General features: G+C 65.2%; 21 protein-coding genes, 2 pseudogenes and 1 riboswitch. Of the genes and pseudogenes, 10 read left to right on the plus strand and 13 right to left on the minus strand.

Translation table 11 applies throughout. From position 1 onward, the window contains the following. Positions 1–14 precede the first annotated feature (14 nt). The 3 genes and pseudogenes from GKC70_RS21355 (at position 15) to asd (ending at position 3,276) form a co-directional block, all read left to right on the plus strand. Positions 15–1,549 (plus strand): annotated as a pseudogene (locus tag GKC70_RS21355) (HDOD domain-containing protein). A gap of 44 nt (positions 1,550–1,593) precedes the next feature. Then, complete coding sequence (locus tag GKC70_RS21360) at positions 1,594–2,403, plus strand: rhodanese-like domain-containing protein (RefSeq protein ID WP_342649843.1); 810 nt, start codon at positions 1,594–1,596, stop codon at positions 2,401–2,403. 9 nt (positions 2,404–2,412) lie between these two features. Further along, positions 2,413–3,276, plus strand: coding sequence for an archaetidylserine decarboxylase (gene asd / locus GKC70_RS21365; protein ID WP_342649844.1), 864 nt, complete (start codon positions 2,413–2,415; stop codon positions 3,274–3,276). Positions 3,277–3,330: 54 nt separating this feature from the next. On the opposite strand, the gene serB is transcribed toward asd, so the two are convergent. Next, positions 3,331–4,545, minus strand: coding sequence for a phosphoserine phosphatase SerB (gene serB / locus GKC70_RS21370; protein WP_342649845.1), 1,215 nt, complete (start codon positions 4,543–4,545; stop codon positions 3,331–3,333). 135 nt (positions 4,546–4,680) lie between these two features. Here serB and GKC70_RS21375 point away from each other — a divergent pair, with 135 nt between their 5' ends. Together GKC70_RS21375 and GKC70_RS21380 are read left to right on the plus strand one after the other, a co-directional pair. Then, positions 4,681–6,153, plus strand: a complete 1,473-nt coding sequence (locus tag GKC70_RS21375; protein ID WP_342649846.1) for a histidine kinase — start codon at positions 4,681–4,683, stop codon at positions 6,151–6,153. A 305-nt stretch (positions 6,154–6,458) separates the two neighbouring features. Continuing rightward, positions 6,459–7,421 (plus strand): transposase, encoded by a 963-nt coding sequence (locus GKC70_RS21380; protein WP_342649847.1) that lies wholly within the window; start codon positions 6,459–6,461, stop codon positions 7,419–7,421. Positions 7,422–7,584: 163 nt separating this feature from the next. On the opposite strand, the gene GKC70_RS21385 is transcribed toward GKC70_RS21380, so the two are convergent. From GKC70_RS21385 to GKC70_RS21425, 9 genes and pseudogenes are all read right to left on the minus strand, one after another. Further along, positions 7,585–8,295: a PqiC family protein gene (locus GKC70_RS21385; RefSeq protein ID WP_039582843.1), complete on the minus strand. Its 711-nt coding sequence runs from the start codon at positions 8,293–8,295 to the stop codon at positions 7,585–7,587. Positions 8,296–8,466: 171 nt separating this feature from the next. Continuing rightward, a complete protein-coding gene (parC, locus tag GKC70_RS21390; protein WP_342649848.1) occupies positions 8,467–10,722 on the minus strand; it encodes a DNA topoisomerase IV subunit A in 2,256 nt (751 codons plus the stop codon). 10 nt (positions 10,723–10,732) lie between these two features. Then, positions 10,733–11,251: a TIGR02281 family clan AA aspartic protease gene (locus GKC70_RS21395; protein WP_342649849.1), complete on the minus strand. Its 519-nt coding sequence runs from the start codon at positions 11,249–11,251 to the stop codon at positions 10,733–10,735. Then, positions 11,248–12,237 (minus strand): esterase-like activity of phytase family protein, encoded by a 990-nt coding sequence (locus tag GKC70_RS21400; RefSeq protein WP_342649850.1) that lies wholly within the window; start codon positions 12,235–12,237, stop codon positions 11,248–11,250. The genes GKC70_RS21395 and GKC70_RS21400 overlap by 4 nt, the downstream gene beginning before the upstream one ends. Next, positions 12,234–14,138, minus strand: a complete 1,905-nt coding sequence (gene parE / locus GKC70_RS21405) for a DNA topoisomerase IV subunit B (RefSeq protein ID WP_342649851.1) — start codon at positions 14,136–14,138, stop codon at positions 12,234–12,236. The genes GKC70_RS21400 and parE overlap by 4 nt, the downstream gene beginning before the upstream one ends. A gap of 33 nt (positions 14,139–14,171) precedes the next feature. Then, positions 14,172–14,780 (minus strand): YqiA/YcfP family alpha/beta fold hydrolase, encoded by a 609-nt coding sequence (locus GKC70_RS21410; RefSeq protein WP_342649852.1) that lies wholly within the window; start codon positions 14,778–14,780, stop codon positions 14,172–14,174. Between the two features lie 155 nt (positions 14,781–14,935). Then, positions 14,936–15,660, minus strand: a pseudogene (gene cpdA, locus GKC70_RS21415) (3',5'-cyclic-AMP phosphodiesterase). Between the two features lie 168 nt (positions 15,661–15,828). Beyond that, positions 15,829–16,281 carry a DUF1249 domain-containing protein gene (locus GKC70_RS21420; RefSeq protein ID WP_342649853.1) on the minus strand — a complete coding sequence of 151 codons (453 nt, stop codon included), beginning with the start codon at positions 16,279–16,281 and terminating at the stop codon, positions 15,829–15,831. Then, on the minus strand, positions 16,272–16,889 hold the full coding sequence (locus tag GKC70_RS21425; RefSeq protein WP_342649854.1) for an NUDIX domain-containing protein: 618 nt from the start codon (positions 16,887–16,889) through the stop codon (positions 16,272–16,274). Before GKC70_RS21425 ends, GKC70_RS21420 begins: the two co-directional genes overlap by 10 nt. 172 nt (positions 16,890–17,061) lie before the next feature. Between GKC70_RS21425 and GKC70_RS21430 the strand changes: the two genes are divergently transcribed. Then, entirely contained in the window at positions 17,062–17,808 is a 747-nt protein-coding gene (locus tag GKC70_RS21430) for an RsiV family protein (RefSeq protein ID WP_342649855.1), read from the plus strand. Positions 17,809–17,896: 88 nt separating this feature from the next. Here GKC70_RS21430 and thiC read toward each other — a convergent pair whose 3' ends face one another. Further along, on the minus strand, positions 17,897–19,777 hold the full coding sequence (gene thiC, locus GKC70_RS21435; protein ID WP_039582833.1) for a phosphomethylpyrimidine synthase ThiC: 1,881 nt from the start codon (positions 19,775–19,777) through the stop codon (positions 17,897–17,899). A 158-nt stretch (positions 19,778–19,935) separates the two neighbouring features. After that, a riboswitch (TPP riboswitch) is annotated at positions 19,936–20,042 on the minus strand. Between the two features lie 160 nt (positions 20,043–20,202). Between thiC and GKC70_RS21440 the strand changes: the two genes are divergently transcribed. Beyond that, on the plus strand, positions 20,203–21,639 hold the full coding sequence (locus tag GKC70_RS21440; protein ID WP_039582831.1) for a TolC family outer membrane protein: 1,437 nt from the start codon (positions 20,203–20,205) through the stop codon (positions 21,637–21,639). A 36-nt stretch (positions 21,640–21,675) separates the two neighbouring features. Here the strand turns inward: GKC70_RS21440 and waaA are convergent, their stop codons facing one another. After that, the gene (gene waaA, locus GKC70_RS21445) at positions 21,676–22,947 is read right to left on the minus strand and encodes a lipid IV(A) 3-deoxy-D-manno-octulosonic acid transferase (RefSeq protein WP_342649856.1); all 1,272 of its coding nucleotides are present in this window, start codon (positions 22,945–22,947) and stop codon (positions 21,676–21,678) included. A gap of 44 nt (positions 22,948–22,991) precedes the next feature. Beyond that, positions 22,992–23,882 carry a LysR family transcriptional regulator gene (locus tag GKC70_RS21450; protein WP_342649857.1) on the minus strand — a complete coding sequence of 297 codons (891 nt, stop codon included), beginning with the start codon at positions 23,880–23,882 and terminating at the stop codon, positions 22,992–22,994. Between the two features lie 86 nt (positions 23,883–23,968). Between GKC70_RS21450 and GKC70_RS21455 the strand changes: the two genes are divergently transcribed. The 3 genes from GKC70_RS21455 to GKC70_RS21465 all read left to right on the plus strand — a co-directional run bounded on the left by GKC70_RS21455 (position 23,969) and on the right by GKC70_RS21465 (position 26,352). Then, positions 23,969–24,301, plus strand: a complete 333-nt coding sequence (locus GKC70_RS21455; RefSeq protein WP_029612805.1) for an SMR family transporter — start codon at positions 23,969–23,971, stop codon at positions 24,299–24,301. Positions 24,302–24,367: 66 nt separating this feature from the next. After that, entirely contained in the window at positions 24,368–25,543 is a 1,176-nt protein-coding gene (locus GKC70_RS21460) for an FAD-dependent oxidoreductase (RefSeq protein WP_342649858.1), read from the plus strand. Then, positions 25,540–26,352, plus strand: coding sequence for an aldo/keto reductase (locus tag GKC70_RS21465; RefSeq protein WP_342649859.1), 813 nt, complete (start codon positions 25,540–25,542; stop codon positions 26,350–26,352). The genes GKC70_RS21460 and GKC70_RS21465 overlap by 4 nt, the downstream gene beginning before the upstream one ends. The last annotated feature ends 25 nt before the right edge of the window (positions 26,353–26,377 follow it).

Genomic DNA, 26,377 nt, shown 5'->3' on the forward strand with positions numbered 1-26,377 from the left:
GGACTGATGTCAAAATGCCAATCGAAACCAAGCTGCCAGCGCAGGTCCCCTCCTCTCTCGAGGGCTGGGTAAAGCTACTCGACGGTATCCGTGTGCCGGTGCCCAAGGAGAGTCATGACCGCGTCCTGGCCGCGGTCAACGACAACCGCCGCTCGCTGCGCGACATCGCCGAACTGATGCAGGACAGCCCGTCGCTGGTGCTGTGCGTCATGCGCGAGGCCAACCATCCGGCCAACGCCAGCATGGCCGAGCCGGCCGAAAGCCTGGAGATCGCCCTCAACCGCCTGGGTCTTTCACGCATCCTGCAACTCATGGGGCGTCTGCCGGCGGTGCCGGCCGACGACATCCCGCCGGTGCTGCGCCAGTTCCTGCTGATCAGCCAGCATGCCACGCAACAGGCCAACGGCCTGTTCGCCAGTCGCCTGGCACGGCTGTGGCAGGAAATCCACTGGGGCAGCCTGCTGTTCCTCTCGCCGCTGTGGCCCCTGGCGTTGGCCTACCCCAAGCTGCTCGACGCCTGGGAACTGCGGGTGATCCACAAGGGCGAGGACGCCGCCGAGGTGGAGCATGCGTTGTTCGGCGTGCGCATCATGGAACTGTGCCGGGCCGTCGCCCTGCACTGGCGCCTGCCGGAATGGGTCACCCAGGGCTATCGCCTGCTGCTCGAAGAGCGCGAGCAACTGGCCCAGGTGCTGAATATCGCGCGCGATCCCGATGCACTGAACCAACAGCATCGCCTGGACGACGAAAGCGGTCTGCGCCGCTGGTTCAACCAGCCGGCCAATACCGTGCTGCTGGCCAACGGGCTGGCGCTGTCGGCGCAGGTCGGCTGGGACAACCCGCACCTGCTGCGCTGGCAACTGCTTACCGCGCTGTATTTGCAAACCACCCTGGACGACGTCCAGCAGCAGGTCCACCAGCAGGCGGCCGCCAGCGCCCGCCATCACGCCCGGCATGCGTTGTTCCATCCGGCCGAAGCGCTGATCTGGCCTTGGGAGCAACGCCGACCGCACCCGGACATGCTCACCGCGCCGCCGCCCCTGCGCAGGACCTGGAACGCTGGCGTGCCCTGTGCGGCGAGCTGCTCACCCAGCCCAGTCCGTTCAGCAACAGCATGCACCTGGCCACCCTGGCACGTGATGCCTTGCTGGCCTGCGGCATGCAGCGGGTGCTACTGCTGATGCTGGACAAGCCCAACGACTGCCTGCGCGTGCAGCAAAGCGCCGGCCTGCCGCGTGAAGCGGCGGCGCTCAAGATCGACCTGAACGCAAGCACCCTGCTGCAAAAACTGCTGAGCAAGGCCTCGCAACTGCGCCTGACGCCGGAAAACCACGCCCGCTTCGCGCCCCTGCTGCCCACCACACTGCGCGCCCTGTTCCCCAGCGAACACGTGCTGCTGCGCTCGCTGGCGTTGAATGAGCAGGCGCTGATGCTGGTGATCGCCGACCAGGGCGGCAAGCCGCTGGCCGATGTTGGCGTGCAGGCGTTCGGCAAAACCGCGCAATGTATCGAGCGCGCACTGGCCAGCTTCGCCAACCGCAATGGCTGAGCCGTGCGCTACAATCGCCCCTTTCTCGCCCCCGGAGACCGTGGATGACTGATTTTTCCGGCTTGCCTCTGGTGATCGAAGCCGACGACCTGCTGCCGCGCCTGCAATCGCCCGAGCTGATCCTGGTCGATCTGAGCAGCGCCAATCGCTACGGCAGCGGCCACATTCCCGGCGCGCGCCTGGTCGACGGCAAGCGCACCCAGCTCGGCCAACCGCCTGCGCCCGGCCTGTTGCCAGCGCTGGGCGATCTGGAAAAGCTGTTCAGCGAACTGGGTCATCGCGACGATGCGGTGTACGTGGTGTACGACGACGAAGGCGGCGGCTGGTCCGGGCGCTTCATCTGGCTGCTCGACGTGATCGGGCACAAGGCCTACCACTACCTCAATGGCGGGATCCAGGCCTGGCCTGCCGATCAACTGTCCACCGAGGTGCCGCCCGTGGCGAACACACCGGTTAAGCTGCGCCTGCACAGTGAACCCACCGCGACCCGCGAGTACCTGCAAAGCCGCCTGGGCGCCGCTGACCTGGTGGTCTGGGATGCCCGTGCACCGCAGGAGTTCTCCGGCGAGAAAATCTTGGCCGCCCGAGGCGGACACATACCCGGTGCGATCAATTTCGAGTGGACCGCCGGCATGGACCTCAACGACCGCCTGCGCATTCGCGGCGATATCGCACAGACCCTTCAGCACCTGGGCATCACCCCCGACAAGGAAGTGATCACCCACTGCCAGACCCACCGTCGCTCCGGCTTCACCTACCTGGTCGCCAAGGCCCTGGGCTATCCACGGGTCAAGGCCTACGCTGGCTCGTGGAGCGAGTGGGGCAATCACCCGGACACGCCTGTAGACGTTTAAGGAAACTGCATGAAATCCCGTTTGTTCATCATCAGCCAGTACCTGCTGCCGCATCACCTGCTCTCGCGCCTGGCCGGCTGCGTGGCCGAGTGCCGCGTACGCTGGTTCAAGAATGCCTTCACCGCCTGGTTCGCCAAGCGTTACCAAGTCAACATGAGCGAAGCGCTGGTCGAAGACCTCACCGCCTACGAGCACTTCAACGCCTTCTTCACCCGTGCCCTCAAGCCCGGCGCACGCCCGCTGGACGACACCCCTGGCGCGATCCTGTGCCCGGCCGACGGCGCGGTCAGCCAGCTCGGCCCGATCGAACACGGACGCATCTTCCAGGCCAAGGGCCACAGCTACAGCGCCCTGGAGCTGCTGGGCGGCGATCCGGCGCTGGCAGCGCCGTTCATGGGCGGCGAGTTCGCCACCATCTACCTGTCACCCAAGGACTATCACCGCGTGCACATGCCGCTGGCCGGCACCCTGCGTGAGATGGTCTACGTGCCAGGTCGGCTGTTCTCGGTCAATCAGACCACCGCTGAAAACGTACCGGAACTGTTCGCCCGCAACGAGCGCGTGGTGTGCCTGTTCGACACCGAGCGCGGGCCGATGGCCGTGGTGCTGGTCGGCGCAATGATCGTCGCCTCGATCGAGACGGTGTGGGCCGGGCTGGTCACACCGCCCAAGCGCGAACTCAGGACCGTTCGCTACGACGAAGCCAGCCGTGCGCCGATCCATCTGGAGAAAGGTGCGGAACTGGGCCGCTTCAAGCTGGGCTCCACCGCCATCGTGCTGTTCGGGCCGGATCAGGTGAAGTGGGCGCAGAACCTCGGCGCGCTGTCGGCCGTACGCATGGGTGAGCAATTGGCACTGCCGCCCCAAGGCTGACCAGACACATGAGGGCGCGGCAGCCTGCCGCGCCCTCATGCCTCTACCAGGCCCTCACGCGCAACCGTTGCGGTCGCGCCAGCCCAGCAGATACAACACCCCGTCCAGACCCAGCGTAGAAATGGCCTGCTTGGCCGATTGACGCACCAGCGGCTTGGCCCTGAAGGCCACGCCCAGGCCCGCCAGCGACAGCATCGGCAAATCGTTGGCGCCATCGCCCACTGCGATGGTCTGCTCCAGTTGCAGCCCTTCCTTGATCGCCAGTTCCTGCAACAGATCGGCCTTGCGCTGGGCATCGACGATCGGCTCCACCGCCACCCCGGTCACCTTGCCATCCACCACTTCCAACTCGTTGGCGAAGACGTAGTCGATGCCCAGGCGCGCCTGCACCTGCTTGGCGAAATAGGAGAAGCCGCCGGAGAGGATGGCGGTCTTGTAACCCAGGCGCTTGAGTTCAGCGAACAGGTGCTCGGCGCCTTCGGTCAGGCGCAGCGAGGCGCCGATCTCGTCCAGCACGCCGACATCCAGGCCCTTGAGCAAGGCCATGCGCTCCTTGAAGCTGGCGCGGAAGTCCAGTTCGCCGCGCATGGCGCGTTCGGTGATCGCCGACACCTGCTCGCCGACACCCGCCGCCTTGGCCAGCTCGTCGATCACTTCGGCTTCGATCAAGGTCGAGTCCATGTCGAAGACCGCCAGGCGGCGGTTGCGACGGAACAGGTCATCCTGCTGAAAGGCGATATCGACGCCCTGCTCGGAGGACAGCGCGAAGAACTCGGCGCGCAGGGCCTGGGGATCGGTCGGCTCGCCGCGCACCGAGATTTCCAGGCAGGCACGCCCCTGTTCGGTGGGCGCATCGAGCGCGACCCGGGCCGACAGGCGCTCGATACGCTCGATGGTCAGGCCATACTGGCTGATCAGCGCGCTGACGCGTTGCAACTGTGCCGGGGTGACCTTGCGGCTGAGCAGGGTGACGATGTGGCGGTTGTCGCCATGACCGTCGACCCACTGCTGGTAGTCTTCTTCGGAAATCGGCGTGTAGCGCGCCTGCAGGTTCAGCTCGTGAGCCTTGGACTGCACGCTTTGCAGCAAGGCGGTGGCCACCTCGTTGTCGGGAATGTCCACCAGAATGCCGAACGACAGCGTGCCGTGCATGACGGCCAGACCGATGTCTAGAATGTTCACACCGCCCTGGAGCAGGACGCCGGTGAGGGCCGCAGTGAGACCCGGACGGTCTTCACCAGTGATGTTGATCAGGACGATTTCGCGCAAGACCGTGCTCCAACTCGATGAAAAGTGCGCATTCTACCCACTTTCAGTGACCACCGGGCAGCACCGATACTTTGCCGACAAAACGCGGGTCGCTATACTGCCCGGCATCAATTCCGCCATAAAGAGCCGCGCTCTGTGAACCGGCCCACGCCCGTCAAAACCGACAACTTCTTTCTGATGATCTTCCGAGCCCTGAGCCAACGCCGTATTCCCTTGGCATTGCGCATCGCCAGCCACAACATTTTCCTGGTGGCGCTGGCTCTGGTGATCTATGCCTGCGTGATGGGCCTGCAGTTCAAGCAGGCCATGCACGAGCAGGCCGATGCCGTGGGCCAGAGCCTGACCACCCAGACGGCGACGTCGGCGACCGAGCTGCTGGTGTCCAACGACATCCTCAGCCTCAACGTGCTGCTGGGCAACCTGGTGAAGAACCCGCTGGTGGCCCACGCGGCGATCTACAGCCCCGACAATCGCATCCTCGCCGAGGCCGGGCAACGGCCGAAGAACAGCCTGCTGGGCGAGGCCGAGGGTGTCTACCAGACCAAGATCACCTTCCAGGACGTGACCGCCGGGCAACTGCGCATCAGCCTGGACATGAGCCAGTTCCAGCAGCCGATGCTGATCAGCCTGCAGAGCATGGGCATTCTCGCCGCCATCCTGCTGGCCTTGGCGCTGACCCTGAGCCTGCGCCTGGGTCGCTTCATCTCCACGCCGCTGCTGCAACTGCGGGTCTGGTTGCGCGATCCTCACCCCTACACCCCGGGCATCGAGCGTCAGGACGAGATCGGCGATCTGGCCAGACAACTGCACGCCAAGCTGGCGCCGCCGCCACCACCGGAGCCTGAACCCGAGCCGGAAGACGAGGACGACTTCGCCGACCTGCCGGTCGAGCCCGCCGCGCGCAAGGCCACCGCCAAGCCCGTGAGCGCCCGCCCCGTCGCGGCCGACGAAGAGGCCGACGACGACGCCTTCGCCGACCTGCTCGAGGACAACGAGCCCAGCGCCAAGGCGCTGAGCGTTGCCGAGCCGGACGAACCGAACACCAGCGCCGTGCTGGCAGTGCAGTTGGGCTCCCAGGAGCAACTGCGGCGCCTGCCGCGCACGCGCCTGACCGAGCTTCTGGAGCGCTACCGCGACTGCCTGGATCAGGCCGCGTCGCTCTACGAAGGTGAAGTGCAGACGCTCAACGATGGCAGCACCCTGCTGCTGTTCCACAGCCGTCACAGCGGCGAGGACTACCTCACCAACGCCATCTGCTGCGGCGAGCTGCTGCGCGCCCTGGGCCACGCCTTGCAGATCGAGGTGGCCGACAGCGGCATCACCTTGCAACTGCAACTGGGCCTGGCGCTGGGCGAAGACCTGCTGGACATGGACCAGGTGGACCTGCTGATGACCGACAAGGCCCAGGCGGCCCTGGCCCTGTCACAGCACAGCCGCAACCTGCTGCTGGTCGAACGTCAGGTCAGCGACGATGCGCTGATCCGCCAGCGTGCGCGTATTCGCCCGATTGCCAGCCCCGAGGGGGCCTGCTGTGTCGAACGACTGATGGAACCGTATCCGTCGATGCTGGAGCGCCAACTGGGCCGCATGCACGAGCGGCGCGGCTGATCGGAGGCCAACGCACAAAAAAGCCCGCGGCGCTGCGTAATGCGGTTGACTTAAAGAATGCTGGGGCCGCTTCGCGGCCCTTTCGCGGCACAAGGCCGCTTGTATGGTGATACTCGAAGGGGTGGTGGGACGAAAAGGCCGAATCTGACTGTCCACAAACAGTACAGACCGTGGGAGACCTCGCCCCACCCCTTCACCAAAGCGCCGATAAAGAATGCATCGTTTGCAAGCGACGATAGAAGCAAGCCAGCGCCTCTTGGTGAACCCCCTCCGAGCCCAAAAACCATACCGTGGGAGTTCAGGTCATGGCAATGCGAGTCGAGAAGTTCATCATTGGCGTCGATGTCGCCAAGGTCGAACTGGTCAGTTACTGCGAGGACACTGCTCAACAACACGTGTTTAAAAATACCAAGCCTGAGATCCGCAAATGGCTGGCACTTCAGCCTGCCAATACGGCCATCTGTGTTGAAGCCACCAACGTTTATCACCTGGACTTGGTGGAGATGGCTTACGAAGTGGGTTTTGCCGTCTATGTCGTCGATGGGTTCCAGCTGAGCAACTACCGAAAAGGAATTGGCGGGCGTGTCAAAACCGACGCGTCTGATGCCTGTCTACTCGCCCGTTTCCTTAATCGTGAGGGCAGTGCGCTTCGTCCTTGGACGCCCCCTCCAGCCGTCTACAGCAAGCTCCAGAGCCTTCTGCGACGCCGAGCAGCACTGGTGTCGGCACGCACCAGCCTGACCCAGAGCTGGGGAAACGAAGTGTCCCTCAAAGAAGCCTTCAAAAGTTTTGCCAAGCACTTTGCATCGCTTGATCTGCTGATTCAAAAGCGTTTGAAGACATTAGTGAGAGAGGCAGGGCTGAGCGAGCAGGTTGCCCGCTGCCAAGCAGTTGAAGGCATTGGTTTTCTAACGGCTGTCGCTTTGGTCACTGCCTTCATCCGTGGCGACTTTAAGCGAAGCGACTCGTTCATCGCTTTTCTGGGTATGGATCTGGAAGTTTCCGAATCAGGCCAGAAATGCGGACGCAGACGCTTGACCAAGCGCGGCTGCTCAGAAGTGCGCCGACTCTTGCACAACGCCGCCATGTCCGCTAGCAAGACCGAGGCCTGGAAGGAGGTCTATGAACATTATCGGAGTACAGGTAAGGCAACCACTCAGGCCCTGGTCATCCTGGCGCGAAAGCTGGCCAGAATTGCATTCGCCTTGATGAAGACTCAAGGCGAATACGTGAGCAAAGGCGGCAAAAAGCATTGCCCACAACCATAGAATCTCCCACAAAGTCCGCGCAAACCCTTAAACATGAGGCTGTACGGACCCAGTGGGAGCGGCCTTGCGCCGCGATGGGCTGCGCAGCAGCCCCAATTCCAGCAAAACAGATCTTAAGTGAACCGCATCACGCATCGCTGCGGGCTTTTTTGTGCCGGATGGGTCAGAAGCGGAACACTTCCATGTCCGTGCGAATCGGCGAAGCCATCGGAATTCTCGATTTCTCGGGCTGCTTCTTCACCTGGGCTTGGGCCGCCGGCTTCTTCGGGGCTTCTTCGGCGAGCGCCGGCTGGTTGGCCAAAGGCTTGACCGCGCTGCTCAACTGCTCGACCAACCGCTGCAGCAGTTGCCCTTGGGCCTGAACCTGGGACGCTTCGCTGCCTTCGTGCTGCTGCTCGAGGTGGACGATACGGTTGTCGCGCACATGGCCGCGACGGTCGAGCACGCGCCACTGGGCATCGAGAATCGCCGGCTGGCTGCTGCCGGAGTCCAGGCGGGTGATGGACAGCAGCACTTGCACATCAGGCGTGAAGCCGGTGCTGGCCGGGGCCAGGACCACGCGTTGGCTGTCCAGGCGCCAGGCAAGCTGGCGGACCAGCAACTGGTCGATATCCGACGACAGGCTGCCGGCCCAGCGACCGTCGGTCGCGGCGGTGAGGCTGCCATCGGGCTGACGTTGCAGGAAGGTTTCACGTTGCAGGTAGTCGGCGACCGAGACCGGTCCGAGCACGACCGCCATGCCGGCAGCCTGCGTCGGCTGGCCGGGGTCACCGCTGTCGAGCTGATACAAGGCCACCGGCTGGTGCATGGTGCACCCGCCCAGGCCCAGCAGTCCCGTCATCAACAGCGCAAAGGGAAGGCGCAGAAATTTCATCGTCCCATCCAGGCGGTTGCCGCGCGGCAACCGCAGTGATACTCGTGTGGATTCCTGGGGCACACGGCCACGCCGGCCCGCGAGGGGTGTATCATCCGCGAAATGGTCGGCAGACTCCAGCATTTCCGCCCAGATCGACGCTGAAAACGCCGTTCCGGACGGACAGTCGGTTCACGCCGGACGCTCTACCGTGAGGCTGTCGACGCGCTGGAAACCCCGTGGCAACTTGCTACCACGGCGGCCCCGCTCGCCTTTGTAATGTTCCAGATCATCTGGCTTGAGCGACAGGGTACGCTTGCCAGCCTGCAACACAAGGGTCGCGCCCTCGGCGATCACGGCCAGGTCGGTGACGTACTCTTCCCGGCTGGCGACCCGGTCCCCCGGTACACCGATGATCTTGTTGCCCTTGCCCTTGCCGAGTTGCGGCAGGTCGGCCACCTTGAACACCAGCAAACGCCCTTCGGTCGTCACTGCCGCCAGCCAATCCTGCTCGCGATCATCGACCGCACGCGGGGTAATGACCTTGGCGCCATTGGGCAGGCTCAGCAACCCTTTGCCCGCCTTGTTCTTGGCCTGCAGGTCCTCGCCTTTGACCACGAATCCGTAGCCGGCATCGGACGCCACCACGTACAGCGCATCGTCCTCGGGCAGTAACACGCACTCGAAGCTGGCGCCGGGCGGCGGCGTCAGCCGACCGGTCAACGGTTCGCCCTGACCACGGGCCGAGGGCAGGCTATGGGCCGCCAGCGAGTAGCTGCGGCCGGTCGAGTCGATGAGCACCGCAAACTGGTTCGAACGCCCCGCCGCTGCCGCTTTGAAGCCATCGCCGGCCTTGTACGACAAACCGGTGGCATCGATGTCATGGCCCTTGGCGCAACGCACCCAGCCTTTTTCGGAGAGCACCACGGTCACCGGCTCGGTCGGCATCAGCTCGGTTTCCGACAGGGCCTTGGCCTCGGCGCGCTCGACGATCGGCGAGCGACGCGCGTCGCCGTAGGTTTCGGCATCCTTGATCAGCTCGCTGCGCACCAGCTTGCGCAGCTTGGCCTCGCTGCCCAGCAGCGCCAACAACTTGGCCTGCTCCTTGAGCAGTTCGTCCTGTTCGCCGCGAATCTTCATCTCTTCCAGGCGCGCCAATTGGCGCAGACGGGTCTCGAGGATGTAGTCGGCCTGGATTTCGCTCAGCGCGAAACGCTCGATCAATGCCTGCTTGGGATGCTCCTCGGTGCGGATGATATGGATCACCTCATCCAGGTTGAGGAAGGCGGTGAGCAGGCCTTCGAGCAAGTGCAAGCGACGCTCGACCTTGTCCAGACGGAACTGCAGGCGGCGGCGCACGGTGCCGATGCGGAACTGCAACCACTCCTGCAACAGCGCACGCAGGCTCTTGAGTTGCGGACGCCCGTCCAGGCCGATGATGTTGACGTTGACCCGATAGCTGCTTTCCAGATCGGTGGTGGCGAACAGGTGTTGCATCAGCTCAGCGGCATCGACGCGGTTCGAGCGCGGGATGATGACGATGCGGCAGGGGTTTTCGTGGTCGGACTCATCGCGCAGGTCGGCGACCATCGGCAGCTTCTTGTTCTGCATCTGCGCCGCGATCTGCTCCAGCACCTTGGCGCCGGACACCTGGTGCGGCAAGGCGGTGACGACGATGTCGCCATCTTCCACGCGATACACAGCCCGCATGCGGATCGAGCCTTTGCCGCTCTCGTACATCTTGAGAATGTCGGCGCGCGGCGTGACGATCTCGGCTTCGGTGGGGTAGTCCGGGCCTTGGATGTGCTCGCACAGTTGCTCGAGGGTCGCCTTCGGCTCGTCGAGCAAACGCACGCAGGCGCTGGCGACTTCACGCAGGTTGTGCGGCGGCACGTCGGTGGCCATGCCCACGGCGATACCGGTGGTGCCGTTGAGCAGGATGTTCGGCAGGCGCGCCGGCAGAACCAGTGGCTCCTGGATCGTGCCGTCGAAGTTCGGCCCCCAGTCCACGGTGCCCTGGCCCAGCTCGCTGAGCAGCACTTCGGAATAACGCGACAGCCGCGCCTCGGTGTAGCGCATGGCCGCGAAGGATTTCGGATCGTCCGGCGCACCCCAGTTGCCCTGGCCATCGACCAGCGTGTAGCGGTAGCTGAACGGCTGCGCCATCAGCACCATGGCTTCGTAGCAGGCCGAGTCGCCGTGGGGATGGAATTTACCCAGTACGTCACCGACGGTACGCGCCGACTTCTTGTGCTTGGCGTCGGCATCCAGGCCCAGCTCGCTCATGGCGTAGACGATACGCCGCTGCACGGGCTTGAGGCCGTCGCCGATGTGCGGCAGGGCCCGGTCCATGATCACGTACATGGAATAGTTGAGGTAGGCCTGTTCGGTGAAGTCGGCCAGGGAACGGCGTTCGACGCCTTCGAGACTGTCCAGTAAGTCGCTCATGCGAGCCTCGTCATTTCAGGTTCTGGCGCAGCAGCATGGTGCCGCCGCGCTGAGTGAATTCAAGTTGGTTCAGGGCGCTCATGCCGAGCAGCACCGTCTGGCCGTCCAGCCCGGGCACCACCAGGGCGCGCACCTCGCGCAGGTGGATATCGCCCAACTGCAGGCTGTTGAGCCGGGTGCGATAGCCCTCGGTGCGACCGTTGGCGGTACTGAGCATCACCGGCGCGCCGCGTTGCAGCGCCAGGTCGCGAGCCAGCGCCTCAGGGATCGCCACGTCGGTGGCGCCGGTGTCGAGCATGAAATGCACACCCTGGCCATTGATCGCGCCGTCGGCCACGAAGTGACCCTGGCCGTTGGCCAACAGACTCACTTCGATGAAGCCCTCGCCATGGGAGGACTGCACCGCGCTGTTGGGATTGAGCTGGCGATCTTCCCATTGGCCGAAAAAGCGCGTGGCGAGAAACAGCGCGGCCGCCCAGGCGACGATCATCAGCACGCGTCCGGCACGCTTGCCCGGTGGCTGACTCAAGGCTTGGCGCTCCAGCCGCCGGCCGGCGCGGCGAAGCGCCAGACGATCGGTCGGGTTTCGCCATCGGCACGGCGGCCGTTGTTGTTGTCCAGGCCGATCCAGGCGCCATCCTTGTCGATCACCAACGCCTCGGCCAGGCCGTAAGGCTGGTCGTAGCGGCGCGATTCCACCAGCGCCTCGGCGGCGAACGACCAGCAGCGCTCCACCGCGCCGCTGTCGGCATCGCGGCGGCAGATGCGGTAGGCGTTGCGCTCGAGGGTGAACAGCTTGCCGTCGAACAGCGCCAAGTCGGCGAAGTCCCGCGACACCGCTCGGGCATTGGGCATCTGCGGTGGCTGCATCTCCAGGCCCGCCTCGCTGAGCAGTACGCAACTGGCCCCACAGGTCCATAGCGACTGCTGGCGCTGTATCGAGATCAGGCCACGGCGCTCGCGTTCGGCGGCCAGCCACAGGCGGTCGCCGGCAGGATTGATGGCCAGGCCTTCGAACAGCGCGTTGAAATGCAGCAACATGCCACTGGCCCTGGCCTGGCGGACCATGGCCGGATCGATGCGCAGCCAGTCCGGCTCGCCCTGCAACGGCAGTTGCAGGACGCCGGCGTGGGCTTCGCTGACCACATAGAGGTTGTCGGCGCCGTCGCAGGCGATGCCCTCGAAGTCCAGCTCACCGCCACGAATGTAGGATGCCGCCCAGTTGCGCGACTTCAGTCCCCAGGGCAACCCGCTTTCCGGTGGAGGCGGCGCAGTGAAGGTGAGCGCTTCGCTCTGCCACACGCCGTCGTCGTGCTGCTCGAAGCGGTAGATACGGTCGTCGTCGCGGTCGGAAACACCCCACAGGGCGCCCCGGCACTGGGCCAGACCCGACAGGTTGCCGCCGCGCATGCCGTCGATCGGATGCTCGGCAGTGAGCGTGAGCTCGGGCCACTCGCTGGCCAGCGTCGAAACGCTGAGCAGCGTGAGCAGCACCGCGCACAGTGACCGCATCAAACCAGGACCTCGGCCAGGTTGCCTTTGGTCTCCAGCCAGTGCTTGCGATCGCCGGCGCGCTTCTTGGCCAACAGCATGTCCATGATCTCGGTGGTGCCGGGCAAGTCGTCCAGGGTGAGCTGCACCAGGCGCCGGGTATTGGGGTCCATGGTGGTTTCGCGCAGTTGCGGCGGGTTCATTTCGCCCAGGCCTTTGAAGCGGGTGACCTGTGGCTTGCCGCGTTTCTTCTCGGCGACCAGACGATCGAGAATGCCATCGCGTTCGGCATCGTCGAGGGCGTAATAGATGTCCTTGCCCAGGTCGATGCGGAACAGCGGCGGCATGGCGACGTAGACATGGCCGGCCTCGACCAGCGGACGGAAGTGCTGGACGAACAGCGCGCACAGCAAGGTGGCGATGTGCAGGCCGTCGGAATCGGCGTCGGCGAGGATGCAGATCTTGCCGTAGCGCAGTTGCGACAGGTCAACGGCACCCGGATCGACGCCGATGGCCACGGCGATGTTGTGCACCTCCTGGCTGGCCAGCACCTCGCCGCCATCGACTTCCCAGGTGTTGAGGATCTTGCCGCGCAGCGGCAGGATCGCCTGGAACTCTTTGTCCCGCGCCTGTTTGGCCGAGCCCCCGGCCGAGTCGCCCTCGACCAGGAACAGCTCGGCACGCATCGGGTCCTGACCGGCGCAATCGGCCAGCTTGCCGGGCAGCGCCGGGCCTTGAGTGATGCGTTTGCGCTCGACCTTCTTGCTCGCCTTCAAACGCCGCCCGGCGTTGCTGATGGCCAGTTCGGCCAGTTGCATGCCCAGTTCGGGGTGGGCGTTGAGCCACAGGCTGAAGGCATCCTTGACCACGCCGGAGACGAATGCCGCCGCCTCGCGCGACGACAGCCGTTCCTTGGTCTGGCCGGAAAACTGCGGCTCCTGCATCTTCATCGACAGCACGAAGGTGATGCGTTCCCAGACGTCTTCCGGCGCCAGCTTGACCCCACGCGGCAGCAGGTTGCGGAACTCGCAGAACTCGCGCATGGCGTCGAGCAGGCCCTGGCGCAGCCCGTTGACGTGGGTACCGCCCTGGGCTGTGGGAATCAGGTTGACGTAGCTTTCCTGGACGCTGTCGCCGCCCTCGGGCAGCCACAGCAACGCCCAGTCGACCGCTTCCTTGTTGCCGGCCAGGCTGCCGCAGAACGGCTCGTCGGGCAGCCGCAGGAAGTCGCTGACCGAGTCGACCAGGTACGAGCGCAGGCCGTCTTCGTAATGCCACTCGACCTTCTCGCCGGTGCCCTTGTCCTCGAAGCTGATCGACAGCCCCGGGCACAACACAGCCTTGGCCTTGAGCACGTGCTTGAGGCGGCTGATGGAAAACTTGGGCGAGTCGAAATACTTCGGATCGGGGGCGAAGTACACGCTGGTGCCGGTGTTGCGTTTGCCGACGGTGCCGACCACCGCCAACTCGCTGGCTTTGAAGCCGTCGGCGAAGGTCATCTGGTATTCGTTGCCGTCGCGCTTGACGCGCACGCGCACCTGGGAGGACAGGGCGTTGACCACCGAGATGCCAACGCCGTGCAGGCCGCCGGAGAATTGGTAGTTCTTGTTGGAGAACTTACCCCCGGCGTGCAGTTTGGTGAGGATCAGCTCGACGCCGGACACGCCCTCTTCGGGGTGGATGTCCACCGGCATGCCACGGCCGTCGTCGCTGACCTCCAGGGAGTGGTCGGCGTGCAGCACGACCTGAATCGAACGGGCGTGGCCCGCCAGGGCTTCGTCGACACTGTTGTCGATGACTTCCTGGGCCAGGTGGTTGGGCCGGCTGGTGTCGGTGTACATGCCCGGTCGCTTGCGGACCGGGTCGAGGCCGGAGAGGACTTCGATGGCGTCTGCGTTATAGGCGCTAGCGCTGGGATTGGCCATGGGTTCTCGTCGTCAGTCTGGTGAATGCAAAGGTCAAAATACAGAGAAGTCGAGCGCCGCGTACTGTCCGCGGGCAATGCCGGCAAAGGCCAGCAGGGCGGGCAAGCGCTCGACGAAGCCTTGGAAGCCGTGATCGCCTCCGGCCTGGATGCGCAGGGCACACGCCCGGTAAAAACGCTCGGCGTCGCGGTAGTCCAGCGTTTCGTCGCCGGTCTGCAGCCACACCTGATAACGCGTCGCGTCCTGCGGCGGCGGCACTTCGAGTTCGGCCAGGGCCTGCACATGGTCGAGGGTCAGCTCCCAGGTTTCACCGCTGTAGTGATTGCGCTGGGTGCCGAGATAACCGTCGAAGCGCCGATGGGGCGTGACCGCCGGGTTGATCAGCAGGGCCTTGAGCCCGTGGCGCTCGGCCAAGTGGGTGGCATAGTAGCCGCCAAGCGAGCTGCCGACCAGCAGCGGCGCATCCAGCTCGGCCAGGCCCGCTTCGAGCTGGGCCATGGCCTGGCGCGGGTGATGATGCAGGGCCGGGATGCGCAATCGCTCGGCCAGGCCGAGATGCTGCATGACGGCTTCGAGCTGCCGGGCCTTGGTGGACAGCGGCGAGCTGTTGAAGCCATGGATATAGAGGATCGAACCCGACATGCTACCCCCGGAATCTGCGGCTTCGCGCCCGATGTGATGGGCGTAGGACGCGCAGTTTAGCCTGTTCGCGGGGTTTTGACGAAAGGCTCGGACTTTACCTACGAGTTCTTCGGCAAAACACCCTGAGCACGCCCCTCTCGAGGCTGCCGCAGGCCTCAGTAGCCAGGACTGTCGAAATCCAGCGTGACCTGAAAATCCCGTGCCCGCTCGACGCCGGTTTCCAACCGTCCATCGGCATGCAGGCGCAACCAGCGATAGCCTGGCTGCTGCTCGCTCACCTGAAAATCCGCGCTGCTGGGGGCGAATTGCAGGCAGGTCGATGGACTGGCCAGCAACCGCAGACCCTCGCGCACCTCGTCCCACTCCTGATGCACATGCCCCAGAGCAGCGCCTTGACCTGAGGGTACTGCGCCAGGCGCGCCAAGAGCTGATCGGCGTTGCGCAGGCCGATCGGGGCGATCCAGGCGCAACCGATATCCACCGGCTGATGATGGCAGCAGACCAGGCAGTAGCGGTCCCCCGCGCTGGCCAAGGCAGCGTCGAGCAGCGCCAGTTGCGCCGCTGCGAGCTGACCATGGGTGGCACCGGGCACGGCGCTGTCGAGCATGACGATGCGCCAGGCGCCGATATCGGTCACCGCCTGCATCAGCGCGCTGTGCGCGGTCACCTCGGCCATGAGTCGGGCGTCGTCGTGATTGCCCGGCAGCCAGCGGGCTGCGGCGCCCAGCTCGTCGGTGAGCTGGCGAAACGCGGCATAGGACGCGGCGCTGCCATCCTGGGACAAATCACCGGTGCACAACAGCAGGTCGATGCGCGGCTGTTCGCGGCGTACCTGCGCGATCACATGGCGCAGGCTGTCGCGGGTGTTCAGGCCAAGCATGGCCCCCGCGGGATCGGCGAACAGATGAGGGTCGGTCAATTGCACCAGGTGCAGCGGTGCGGGAGGCGTGGGTGGGTGCGACAACGGCCGTCTCCTTGTGCGGAATCGGCAGAATTATGGACGCAGCGAAAGGTGAGGCAAAGACGCAAAATCGACGAGCGTCACATTTCAACGCACGGTTTCGTACTCATGGCCGCAGGCCAGGCAGTGGCTCAGCCATTCGCCGAGGAACAGGTTGAGCTGAGCCTTTTCGTCGGGCTGGTGCATCGCCGCATTCGGATACGGATAGATGCTGCGCAGGCGCCGCGCATGCTCGGCACTGACCACCTCGGCCATGCGCGCATCGTGGTACACCTGCACCTCCAACTGCGGAACCGGCAACCAGGGCAGGCTGTGCTCCTGGCGCACACGCAAGGTGGTGGTATAGGGGCAGGCCAGCACCACCTCGAGCACCAGCACTCCGAGCATCTGGTCACCCTGGGTCATACCGATGCGTCGCGAACTCTGAGTGCTGCGCATGTCCGGCAGCAGGCGCATCAGCCGGGCGTAGTTGGCCTCACAGGCCGCCTGCAACCCGGCCAGGTCGACCCGATAGCGTTCGCGCAGCAGGTTCACTTCCACATCCCCCGCACTTCGTCGCGGTTCAGCGCCAGCCATTGCAGGGCGATGATGCTCGCGGCGTTGGCAATGCGCCCGTCGCGCACCGCCTGCAAAGCGTCGTCGAAGGTCCACACGCGCACGCGGATGTCCTCGCCCTCCTCCTCCAGGCCATGCAGTCCGCCGGCGCCCTCGCTGCTGCAGCGACCCAGGAACAGGTGCACGTATTCGTCACTGCCGCCCGGCGAGGGGAAGTAGCGGGTCATCGGCCATAGCGCGGCAAAGTGCAGGCCGGCTTCTTCCTCGGCTTCGCGATGGGCCACTTGCTCGGGCTGCTCGTCCTTGTCGATCAGACCGGCGACCAGTTCGATCAGCCAAGGGTTGTCGGTCTTGTCCAGCGCACCGACGCGAAACTGCTCGATCAGCACCACTTCGTCGCGCTGCGGGTCGTAGGGCAGCACGCATACCGCATCATGGCGCACGAACAGCTCACGGCTGATCTCACGGCCCATGCCGCCGGCGAACAGCTCGTGGCGCAGGCGCACTTTGTCGAGCTTGTAGAAGCCCTGGAAGCAATTGGTCCGCTCGACGATCTGCACCGTCCTGGGCACCGGGTTCAAGGTGTCTGACATGAAATTCCTCGCTACATCAACCACTGCATCGCGCCATCCTACTCTGCGAATCGCCGCGTTTCATCCCTTTCCCGCGACCGGGACAGGCCGCCTGCACTCTGTTAGCTTAGTGGCGAACCGAAGGCCCTGCCGACGGTCCAAGGCCGATCAACCCCGTTCTGCAAGGACTCCCATGACGCTCGTCAAACTGACCGCCGTCGCCCTGTTGGCGATGATCCTCGGCGCCTGCCAGAGCCTGTTCGCGCCCAACTACCGCGCGCCGGTCGAGGTCAAGCGCGAAGCCTGGGAACACGTCAAACCCGGCTGCAGCGAGCGCGACTGCCCTCTGGTGAATATCGACACCGTGCACTTCCCGACGTTGCCCAAGCTCGATGCCCTGGTGGAGCGCCGCCTGCTGCAACTGACCGAAGACAATCAGCGCGGCACTGCGCCGACCACGTTGCAGCAATACGAACAGCAGTACCTGGCCAGCGCCCCGGCGCGCAACAGCAGCTACCTGCAAGCCAAGGTACGCGAGCAGCATGACGGACTGGTGATCGTCGAATTGTCCAGCTACCTGGACAGCGGCGGTGCCCATGGCATGCCGGGCCGCGCCTTCATCAACTATTCGCGCAAGCAGGACAAGGTGCTGACCCTGCAGGACATGCTGATCCCCGGCCAGGAAGACACCTTCTGGAAAACCGTCGAGGAATCGCACCGCGCCTGGCTGATCAGCACGGGTATGGACAAGGACGCCGAGTTCGTCAAAACCTGGCCGTTCAAGCCATCGCCGCACATCGCCCTGACCTACGGTGCGGTCGTGGTGAAGTACGAGGTCTATGCCATCGCCCCTTACTCCATGGGCCACGTAGAACTGAAAATCCCCTACCCACGCCTGAACGGCGTCATCCGTCCAGAGCTGTTCCCTGGCCGAGGCTAAGCGCGTCGGCCGTTGCGGCTTGCCCGCGAACGGCACTTCGACTCGCTGAAAAGGGCAGCGCGGTGTGCAACCGCGCTGCCCGCTGCACTCACACCTTGCGGTACAACTGGCTGCCTTCCTGACGGAAGCGCTGAGCCTGCTCGCGCATGCCTTGCTCGGCCGTGACATCGACGGTGTCGATCTTGGCGGCGTACTCGCGCACTTCCTGGGTGATCTTCATCGAGCAGAACTTCGGCCCGCACATCGAGCAGAAGTGCGCGACCTTGGCCGACTCCTTGGGCAGGGTCTCGTCGTGGAAGGCGCGCGCCGTGTCCGGGTCCAGGCCCAGGTTGAACTGATCCTCCCAGCGGAACTCGAAACGCGCCTTGGACAGCGCGTTGTCGCGGATCTGCGCGCCAGGATGACCTTTGGCGAGGTCGGCGGCGTGGGCGGCGATCTTGTAGGTGATGATGCCGGTCTTGACGTCGTCCTTGTTCGGCAGGCCCAGGTGCTCCTTGGGCGTGACGTAGCAGAGCATCGCGCAGCCGAACCAGCCGATCATCGCCGCGCCGATACCTGAGGTGATGTGGTCGTAGCCGGGGGCGATGTCAGTGGTCAGCGGGCCAAGGGTGTAGAACGGCGCCTCGTCGCAGCACTCCAACTGCTTGTCCATGTTCTCCTTGATCAACTGCATCGGCACATGGCCGGGGCCTTCGATCATGCACTGCACATCGTGCTTCCAGGCGATCTTGGTCAACTCGCCCAGGGTTTCCAGCTCACCGAACTGGGCGGCGTCGTTGGCGTCGGCGATCGAGCCGGGACGCAAGCCGTCGCCGAGCGAGAAGCTGACGTCGTAGGCCTTCATGATTTCGCAGATCTCGTCGAAGTGCGTGTACAGGAAGTTCTCCTGGTGATGCGCCAGGCACCACTTGGCCATGATCGAGCCGCCACGACTGACGATGCCGGTGACGCGCTTGGCGGTCAGCGGCACGTAGCGCAGCAGTACGCCAGCGTGGATGGTGAAGTAGTCCACACCCTGCTCGGCCTGCTCGATCAGGGTGTCGCGGAACAGCTCCCAGGTGAGGTTTTCGGCAACGCCACCGACCTTCTCCAGGGCCTGGTAGATCGGCACGGTGCCGATCGGCACCGGCGAGTTGCGGATAATCCACTCGCGGGTTTCGTGGATGTGCTTGCCGGTGGACAGGTCCATCACCGTGTCCGACCCCCAGCGAATGCCCCAGGTCAGTTTGGCCACTTCCTCTTCGATGGACGAGCCCAGGGCACTGTTGCCGATGTTGCCGTTGATCTTCACCAGGAAGTTGCGGCCGATGATCATCGGCTCCAGCTCGGTGTGGTTGATGTTGGCCGGGATGATCGCGCGCCCACGGGCGATTTCCTCGCGGACGAACTCAGCGGTGATTTCCTTGGGGATGCTGGCGCCGAAGCTGTGACCGCCATGCTGCTGGTCGAGCAGGCCGGCGGCGCGGGCCTCCTGCAACTTCATGTTCTCGCGGATCGCCACGTATTCCATTTCGGCGGTCACGATGCCCTGGCGCGCGTAGTGCATCTGCGTGACGTTGGCGCCGGCCTTGGCTCGGCGCGGATTGCGCACGTGGGCGAAGCGCAGCTTGGTCAGCTCCGCATCGTTGAGCCGTTGCTGGCCGAAGTTCGAGCTCAGGCCGTCCAGGCGCTCGGTGTCGCCACGCGCGTCGATCCACGCCGAGCGCACATCGCCCAGGCCTTTGCGCACGTCGATGATGACGTCAGGGTCGGTGTAGGGGCCGGAGGTGTCGTAGACCAGTACCGGGGCGTTCTGCTCGCCGCCGAAGTCGGTGGGGGTGTCGTGCAGGCTGATCTCGCGCATGGGCACGCGGATGTCCGGGCGCGAGCCCTGGACGTAGACCTTGCGCGAATTGGGCAGCGGTTGCACGGACTGCTGGTCGACGCGGGCCGACTCGCTCAGGCTGATCGTTTTTTCTTGTTGACTCATCACAGGCTCTCCAGACAGCTTCCTAGCGGGCGGAATGTCGGGGCGAACCTGAAAGGCGCGGACGCACTCCTTGCTGGAGTGCAGTGCCGGATACATGGGGTGCCTTGGCTGTGTGACAGCGACGACGATCCCGGACCTGGCACAAGAGGCTCCCCGGGAAGGTGAGCAATCTTGTTCCCTACGCAGGCGCTAACCTGATCAGGTTCAACGGGATCCGGAACTCTCCGATCTCAGCCTTCGACTCAAGGCACCCCGACAAGAACTTGCGCAGTCTAGACTGGTCTGGTCTGCAAAGCCAAGCGCATTGCCGGGCAAGGGACGAAAGGCGCAGGCCGCCGATTGTTGCCGGCGGCGCCCGGCACTACACTGGCACATCGCCCGATACTCAACAGTTCAGAAATTATTTTTCGTACAAGGATTGCCCTATGCTGCGCAAACTTTCACTGGCGCTCGCCGTGTCTTGTGCGTCCCACGGTGCGGCCTGGGCAGCGGCTGTGCCCATGACGGTGAAGACCGACCTGGTCAGCGTCTACCAGGAAGCGGTGGGCAACAATGCCGACCTCGCGGCCGCCCGCGCCGACTACGGCGCGCGCCGGGAAGTGGTGCCGCAGGCGCGGGCCGGCCTGCTGCCCAACCTGTCCGCGGGGGCCGAGACGATGAACACCCGCACCCAGTTGGATCAGCCGTCGATCACCTCCACGCGCAGCGGCACCGCCTGGAGCGCGACCCTGTCGCAGCCGCTGTTCCGTGCCGACCGCTGGTTCCAGTTGCAGGCCGCCGAAGCGGTCAACGAACAGGCCGCGCTGGAGTTGTCGGCCACCGAACAGAACCTGATCCTGCAAAGCGCCGAGCGCTACTTCACGGTGCTGCGCGCCCAGGACAACCTGGCCTCGACCAAGGCCGAGGAAGCAGCGTTCAAGCGCCAGCTCGACCAGTCCAACGAGCGCTTCGACGTGGGCCTGTCCGATAAGACCGACGTGCTGCAGTCCCAGGCCGGCTACGACACCGCCCGCGCCAACCGCATCCTGGCCGAGCGCCAGGTGCAGGACGCCTTCGAGGCACTGGTGACCCTGACCAACCGTGAGTACGGCTCGCTGCAGGGCGTGGTGCACAGCCTGCCGGTGCAAGTGCCCACGCCCAATGACGCCAAGGCCTGGGTCGAGACCGCCGCGCGGCAGAACCTCAACCTGCTGGCCACCAACCACGCGGTGGAGGCTGCCGAGGAAACCCTGCGCCAGCGCAAGGCCGGCCATGCACCCACCCTCGATGCCGTGGCGCGCTACCAGAAAGGCGACAACGACAACCTTGGATTCAGCAATCCAGCGCCGCAACCCGGTGTGCGCTACGGCGGCGATGTGGAGCAGACCAGCGTCGGCCTGCAATTGAACATTCCGATCTACAGCGGCGGGCTCACCAGTTCGCAGGTGCGCGAGGCCTATGCGCGGTTGAACCAGAGCGAGCAGCAGCGCGAAAGCCTGCGCCGCCAGGTGGTCGAGAACACCCGCAACCTGCACCGGGCGGTGAATACCGACGTGGAGCAGGTGCAGGCACGCAAGCAGTCGATCGTCTCCAACCAGAGCGCGCTGGAAGCCACCGAAATCGGCTATCAGGTGGGCACCCGCAACATCGTCGACGTGCTCGACGCCCAACGTCAGCTGTATGCCTCGGTGCGCGACTACAACAACAGCCGCTACGACTACATCCTCGACAACCTGCGCCTGAAACAGGCGGCCGGCACCCTCAGCCCACAGGATCTGCAAGACCTGGGACGCTACCTGAAGCCCGACTACAACCCGGACAAGGACTTCCTGCCGCCAGACTTGGCAGCGGCAGCCGCGAAGAACTTCGAGCGCCGACGCTGAGGCGGCGGCATTGGCGGGGCCGATCGGACGCGCGGGTCAGCCGATCAGCTTCGCCAACCCGTCGAGCAAGCGCTGCAAGGCGCCCTGGTTGGCCTGCATCACCGCCCTGCCCGCCTCGCCCATGCGTCGGCCGTCCTGGGGCAATTCGATCAGACGACGCACAGCGGCGGCCAAGCCTTCGGCGTCGTCCACCTGCTGCAAGGCGCCGGCATCGCGCAGCATCGCGCTGATTTCCAGGAAGTTGAACACATGCGCACCGGTGATCACCGGCAACCCTAACGCCGCCGGCTCCAGCGGGTTGTGCCCACCGGTGGGCACCAGGCTGCCGCCTACGAAGGCCATATCGGCCAGGGCGTAGAGGAACAGCAACTCGCCCATGGTGTCGCCGAGCAACACCTGGGTCTGCCCGTCCACTGCCACCTCGGCAGATCGCCGCACCGTGGTGAAGCTTGCGCGACACAGCGCGTGCACGGCGTCGAATCGTTCCGGGTGGCGCGGCACCAGAATCAGCAACGCATCGCCATGGACCTGCAGCACACGCCGGTGGGCGTCGAGGATTGCCGCATCTTCACCCTCATGGGTACTGGCAGCGATCCACACTGGCCGCTGGCTGGCGCCCCACTGCTCACGCAGGTGCCGAGCACGCGGCACCAAGGTGTCATCCAGCTTCAGGTCGAACTTGATCGAACCGGTGACCTGCACGCACTCGGCACGGGCGCCCAGGCTGCGAAAGCGCTCGGCTTCGGTTTCGGTCTGCACGGCGATCAGGCTCATCTCTTCGAGCATCGGCCGGGTGAGTCCTGCGAACCGCGCATAGCCACGCGCCGAACGCGCCGACAGCCGCGCATTGGCCAAGGCCACGGGAACGCCACGCCGTGCGCACTGGTGGATATGGTTGGGCCACAACTCGGTTTCCATGATGATGCCCAGGCGCGGGCGCACCCGGTCAAGGAAACGTCCGGCGGCCCAAGGCAGATCGTAGGGCAGGTAGCAGTGCTGTACCCGGGGTTCGTCGGCGAACATCACGCGGATGCGTTCCGAGCCAGTCGGCGTCATGCAGGTCAGGGTGATCGGCAACTGCGGATAGGCCTGCAACAGCGCCCGGACCAGGGGAGCCGCAGCAATGCTCTCGCCCACCGACACGGCATGCACCCAGATGCCCCCCTGGCGCATGGCCGGCAGGCCGAAGGCCAGGCGCTCGGCAATGCGTTGGCGGTAGGCCGGTGCCTTGCGCCCGCGCAGGAACAGGCGCAGCGCGATCAGCGGCAGGCCCAAGTGAAACAGCAGGGTATAGAGGGTTCTGTTCATGGCGCCGCAGTGTACCCGGATCCGCCGCAAAACACCTGTCGCGCTCAGCCGATGGCCCGCAAATGCACGGCGAAGCGCTCGGCCAGCCACTGCCCGGCCGGGCCCAGCGGCTCGTCGCGGCGCCAGGCCAGTTCGGCCACCAGCGCCGGCGGGCGCCATTCGCTGTCGAGTTCGAGCATGTGCGCCTGGTAGGTCGGGTATTGCACCACATGGCGCGGCAGCCAGGCCCACCCCAGCCCGCGCATGAGCAACTCGGCCATGGCATAGAAGCTGTCGGCGCGCCACACCTGCGGACTGATCGCCTGCCCGCCCGGGTAGTCACTGTCGCCCGGCGTGATCAGCAATTGTCGGTGGCGGGCCAACTGCTCCAGGGACACACGCCCCTGCCGGGCCAATGGATGATTCACGGCGCACACAGTGACCATCTCGACGCTGCCCAGCGTGCGGCGCTCCAACGAGGCCGGGATGCTCTCGTGGTTGAAGAACAAGCCGAGATCGGCGCGGCGCTGCACCAGTTTGCGCGCCACATCGCCCTGGGCGCCGCTGGCCAGGTGCACCTGCAGGTACGGGAAGCGGCTGGCCAGGTCATCCATGCTGTCGAGTACCGGCTGATAAGGCATGGCCTCGTCCTGGGCCACACGCAACAACGCCTCCTGGCCGCGCATCAGCGCCAGGGCGCGGCTGTCGAAACGCTCGCACTGGCGCAGCAATTCACGGGCGTCCTCCAGCAGCACCTCACCGCTTTCGGTGAGGGACGGTTGGCGGCCGCTGCTGCGCTCGAACAGGCTCACGCCCAAATCGGCTTCGAGCAGCGCAATGGCCGTGCTGACTGCCGACTGCGCCTTGCGCTGCGCCCGTGCCACCGCCGAAAAGGACCGCAGCTCCGCCACCTGCACAAAGGTTTTCAACTGTTCGAGGTTCCACTGATCGGCCATCAACCCATCTCCAAAGCGGATAGGTAATGACTTTACCGCATCTATGCCACCGCTAGAATGCCGAGCCTGTACCGGAGGAACTGCCCATGAATGCCTACAGCTATCTCGCCATCGCCATCTGCGCCGAAGTCATCGCCACCGCATCGATGAAAGCCGTCAAAGGCCTCAGCACACCCGTGCCGCTGTTGTTGATGATCGGCGGCTACGCGATTGCGTTCTGGATGCTGACGCTGGTGGTGCGCAGCATCCCGGTAGGTATCGCCTACGCGATCTGGTCGGGGCTGGGAATCGTGCTGATCAGCGTGGCCGCGCTGGTGATCTACGGCCAGAAGCTGGACCTGCCGGCCATGCTGGGCATGGCGCTGATCGTCGCCGGCGTGGTGGTGATCCAGGTGTTCTCCAAGACCGCCGGCCATTGAGCGTCAAGACCACGGCCGCAGCGCACCTGTATACTGGGCAATCGTTCCGGTTTTCGAGGTGCCCGCATGCCATCTGCCATTTCCACTGACGTACTGATCGTCGGCGCCGGGGTCGCAGGCCTCTGGCTCAATGCCAGGCTGCGGCGCCTGGGCTACTCGACAGTGCTGGTGGAGCGCGCCAGTCTCGGCGGCGAACAGACGCTCAAGTCCCAGGGCATCATTCACGGCGGCACCAAGTATGCCCTACACGGCGCCCTGACCGGCGCCTCCGAGGCCATTGCCGACATGCCACGGCGCTGGCGCGAAGCCCTGGCCGGCAATGGCGAACTGGACCTGCGCCACACCCGCCTGCTGTCCGAGGCCCATTACCTGTGGTCACCCGGCACCCTGGCCGGCAACCTCACCAGCTTCTTCGCCAGCAAGGCCGTGCGCGGTCGGGTCGATCAGGTCAAGGGCGAGCACCTGCCCCCGGCTCTGCAGGACCGTGCGTTCAAAGGCAAGGTGTACCGCCTGGCCGAGTTGGTCATCGACGTGCCAAGCCTGCTGGCCAATCTCGCTGAACTGGCCGGCGACAGCTTGCTGGCTGGGGAGCGCATCGCGCCACTGCACGACGACCAGGCGCTGGTGGGGCTGACGGTCGACGACCGTGAAATCCGTGCGCAACGCATCGTGCTCAGTGCCGGGGGCGGCACCGAAGACCTGCTGCACGCCCTCGGCCTGAGCCAACCGGCCCAGCAGCGCCGACCGCTGCACATGGTGCTGGCCAAAGGTCCCAACCTCAAACCCCTGTATGCCCACTGCCTGGGAGGTGGCCCCAAGCCCCGGGTCACGGTGACTACCCACCCGGCTGCCGATGGCCAGTGGGTCTGGTACCTGGGTGGCGACTTGGCCGAGGCCGAGGGCGTGGCCCGCGATCCAGCCGCGCAGATCGCCGCCGCGCAGCGGGAAATCGGCAGTTTGCTGCCCTGGGTCGATCAACAACAGATCCGCTGGGCCACCTTGCGGGTAGACCGCGCCGAGCCGGCGCAATCGGGCCTGGTACGTCCGGACAACGCCTTTCTCAGCGAGCAGGCACCCCTGCTGGTGGGCTGGCCGACCAAGCTGGCCCTGGCCCCGGACTTCGCCGACCGCGTGCTGGCCACTTTCGAGCGTGACGGCATCCGCCCCGCCGCCCGCCCCGACCTCACCGATCTGCCGCGTCCGCCGCTCGGCGTACCGGCCTGGGAGCAACTGCTGCCATGAGCCTGCCGACCCTGCACGACCTCCATCGTCCACTGGGCAGCACCGGCCTGAGCGTCTCGCCCCTGGGGCTGGGCACCGTCAAGCTCGGCCGCGACCAGGGCGTCAAGTATCCCACCGGTTTCACCATCCCCGGCGACGACGACGCGCGCCTGCTGCTGGCCCAGGCCCGCGAGCTGGGCATCAACCTGATCGACACCGCCCCCGCCTATGGCCGCAGCGAAGAACGCCTCGGCCCGCTGCTGCGCGGACAGCGTGAGCACTGGGTGATCGTCAGCAAGGTCGGCGAAGAATTCGAGGCCGGCCAGTCGCACTTCGACTTCAGCGCGGCCCATACCCGCCGTTCGGTCGAGCGCAGCCTCCAGCGTCTTGAAACCGACCACATCGACCTGGTGCTGGTGCATTCGGACGGCAACGACTTGGCTATCCTCGAGGAGCAGGAGGTCTACCAGACTCTCGCTGCCCTCAAGCAGGAAGGCAAGATCCTCGGCTTCGGCCTTTCCGGCAAGACCGTCCCCGGGGGCCTGAAAGCGCTGGAACAGGGCGATTGCGCGATGGTCACCTACAACCTCAATGAACAGGCGGAACGCGCGGTACTCGACTACGCTGCCGAGCACGGCAAGGCCATCCTGGTGAAGAAGGCGCTGGCCAGTGGGCATGTGTGCCTGTCGCCGGGCGTCGACCCGGTGCAGGCCAGCTTCGAGCTGCTGTTCGCCCACCCAGGGGTGAGCAGTGCTATTGTCGGCACCATCAATCCGCTGCACTTGGCCCATAACGTGGCCACCGTGGCCCGAATCCTGGGCAAGGCCTAAGCCGTCGAATGCAAGGAGGAGCCTC

It is taken from the genome of Pseudomonas sp. REB1044, from assembly GCF_038813925.1.
Taxonomy (GTDB): Bacteria; Pseudomonadota; Gammaproteobacteria; order Pseudomonadales; family Pseudomonadaceae; genus Aquipseudomonas; species Aquipseudomonas boreofloridensis.

What these genes read in the sequence shown, in the direction of transcription:
- GKC70_RS21360 (WP_342649843.1), top strand. Translation starts at nt 1,594, where the DNA reads ATGACTGATTTTTCCGGCTTGCCTCTGGTGATCGAAGCCGACGACCTG.
- parE (WP_342649851.1), bottom strand. Translation starts at nt 14,138, where the DNA reads ATGGCCAATCCCAGCGCTAGCGCCTATAACGCAGACGCCATCGAAGTC.
- waaA (WP_342649856.1), bottom strand. Translation starts at nt 22,947, where the DNA reads ATGAACAGAACCCTCTATACCCTGCTGTTTCACTTGGGCCTGCCGCTG.
- parC (WP_342649848.1), bottom strand. Translation starts at nt 10,722, where the DNA reads ATGAGCGACTTACTGGACAGTCTCGAAGGCGTCGAACGCCGTTCCCTG.
- GKC70_RS21450 (WP_342649857.1), bottom strand. Translation starts at nt 23,882, where the DNA reads ATGGCCGATCAGTGGAACCTCGAACAGTTGAAAACCTTTGTGCAGGTG.
- thiC (WP_039582833.1), bottom strand. Translation starts at nt 19,777, where the DNA reads ATGAGTCAACAAGAAAAAACGATCAGCCTGAGCGAGTCGGCCCGCGTC.
- GKC70_RS21380 (WP_342649847.1), top strand. Translation starts at nt 6,459, where the DNA reads ATGGCAATGCGAGTCGAGAAGTTCATCATTGGCGTCGATGTCGCCAAG.
- asd (WP_342649844.1), top strand. Translation starts at nt 2,413, where the DNA reads ATGAAATCCCGTTTGTTCATCATCAGCCAGTACCTGCTGCCGCATCAC.
- GKC70_RS21385 (WP_039582843.1), bottom strand. Translation starts at nt 8,295, where the DNA reads ATGAAATTTCTGCGCCTTCCCTTTGCGCTGTTGATGACGGGACTGCTG.
- GKC70_RS21440 (WP_039582831.1), top strand. Translation starts at nt 20,203, where the DNA reads ATGCTGCGCAAACTTTCACTGGCGCTCGCCGTGTCTTGTGCGTCCCAC.
- GKC70_RS21460 (WP_342649858.1), top strand. Translation starts at nt 24,368, where the DNA reads ATGCCATCTGCCATTTCCACTGACGTACTGATCGTCGGCGCCGGGGTC.
- GKC70_RS21430 (WP_342649855.1), top strand. Translation starts at nt 17,062, where the DNA reads ATGACGCTCGTCAAACTGACCGCCGTCGCCCTGTTGGCGATGATCCTC.
- GKC70_RS21455 (WP_029612805.1), top strand. Translation starts at nt 23,969, where the DNA reads ATGAATGCCTACAGCTATCTCGCCATCGCCATCTGCGCCGAAGTCATC.
- GKC70_RS21410 (WP_342649852.1), bottom strand. Translation starts at nt 14,780, where the DNA reads ATGTCGGGTTCGATCCTCTATATCCATGGCTTCAACAGCTCGCCGCTG.
- GKC70_RS21425 (WP_342649854.1), bottom strand. Translation starts at nt 16,889, where the DNA reads ATGTCAGACACCTTGAACCCGGTGCCCAGGACGGTGCAGATCGTCGAG.
- GKC70_RS21465 (WP_342649859.1), top strand. Translation starts at nt 25,540, where the DNA reads ATGAGCCTGCCGACCCTGCACGACCTCCATCGTCCACTGGGCAGCACC.